A 1200-nucleotide genomic window follows, 5' to 3' on the forward strand; every position below is an offset into this window, starting at 1 on the left:
TCAAACGGAACAAAACCTGGGACACTTCAATCCCTAGGCTAAGAAGGGCATGCGTTGATCGTCCGGGACCTAAAAGTCTAGTCCTGCAAGTTGCTGCCCCCGTTAAAGCTAGGCTTACTATCCCGACTACTAATGAACGGAGTGACTTTCGCATGACCAATCCTTCTTCCTTGTCAAATGGTGAGCTGCAAGGCTTTTACGAAGACCTTTACGTTTATTGCTCTGAAAAAGACTCTTACCAGGTTGCCGAGCGTTTCAAGAAGGAACTCAAAGTTTCTTTTCCCGAAATTGACGATCTTCCTGATTTCACAGTTGATGAGTGCGATGAAGACGAGTATCAGCTTGCTGAAGAATTAGACCCTGGTAGTAATCAGGAAAATTTTCGTCCGTACATGATTACTCAGCATTTCTTCCTGGAAGTCTTAAACCTAAGTGACAAGGTAATTGACCCTATTAGTGATGCTGTTTTCGAAGCCGTTCAACGAGCTACAGAAGATGTCCCATACTTCAGTTTCATGGGTTTTCTCAAGGAGAATCACTCGGATGATGAGTAGAAGAACGTAGCATCTGGCTTTACTCTGATACGTAGCGGTGGACTGTTCCCACGGAGTACCCAGTTTGTTTTGCTATCGCCCTGATGCTTAGCCCACGAGCACGTAACTCTCGGACGCGGCGACGCTTCTCGTTAGCGCGTGCGAGGTAGTCTTCGCGTGATTCACTAGTCCATCGTTGAGCGGTTCTAACAGACGCGCCCATTTTCTCGGCAAGAGCGCGAGCTGTTTTCCGTTACGCGGATAGCGAGCATAAACCTCACTCATAGGGCACTTCTCCAGTTCTCTTGAGCAGCTTTACGCCTAACCGCTCCGCTTTTGCGGCCTCGTGCGCTTTGGATGGTGCTGAAGGTTGCTTCGTAGACGGCGGGGCCGTCTGCCCACATGCGGGATTTGGTGGTGATCCATCGGTGGATGGAGCGGGCGATTTGGTCGACTTCGCGTGTAGACAGTGCAGACTTGCAGGTGGCTGGTTTTGGTTGTGTGGGGTGCGGTGGACAGCACGCAGGGGGTCCGCTTTCAGGTCTGTACTTTTACAGACGTGGTAAGGCATGCTGGTAATGCTGCGAAAACGGAAAGGAGACCGTTAAAGCGGTTGTGCTTTAACGGTCTCTTTTGTTGTATTGAGTTGTCTATTTGTTGTTTGGTG

General features: G+C 49.6%; 2 protein-coding genes. One reads left to right on the plus strand and one right to left on the minus strand.

Translation table 11 applies throughout. The annotated features are described in order from the left end of the window. Positions 1–152: 152 nt before the first annotated feature. On the plus strand, positions 153–554 hold the full coding sequence (locus HMPREF2896_RS12075) for a hypothetical protein (protein ID WP_070719634.1): 402 nt from the start codon (positions 153–155) through the stop codon (positions 552–554). A gap of 19 nt (positions 555–573) precedes the next feature. Here HMPREF2896_RS12075 and HMPREF2896_RS12580 read toward each other — a convergent pair whose 3' ends face one another. Beyond that, positions 574–756, minus strand: coding sequence for a helix-turn-helix domain-containing protein (locus tag HMPREF2896_RS12580; protein WP_082150646.1), 183 nt, complete (start codon positions 754–756; stop codon positions 574–576). Between the last annotated feature and the right edge of the window lie 444 nt (positions 757–1200).

The organism is Corynebacterium sp. HMSC069E04, from assembly GCF_001813175.1.
Lineage (GTDB): Bacteria > Actinomycetota > Actinomycetes > Mycobacteriales > Mycobacteriaceae > Corynebacterium > Corynebacterium aurimucosum.

What these genes read in the sequence shown, in the direction of transcription:
- HMPREF2896_RS12075 (WP_070719634.1), top strand. Translation starts at nt 153, where the DNA reads ATGACCAATCCTTCTTCCTTGTCAAATGGTGAGCTGCAAGGCTTTTAC.
- HMPREF2896_RS12580 (WP_082150646.1), bottom strand. Translation starts at nt 756, where the DNA reads ATGGGCGCGTCTGTTAGAACCGCTCAACGATGGACTAGTGAATCACGC.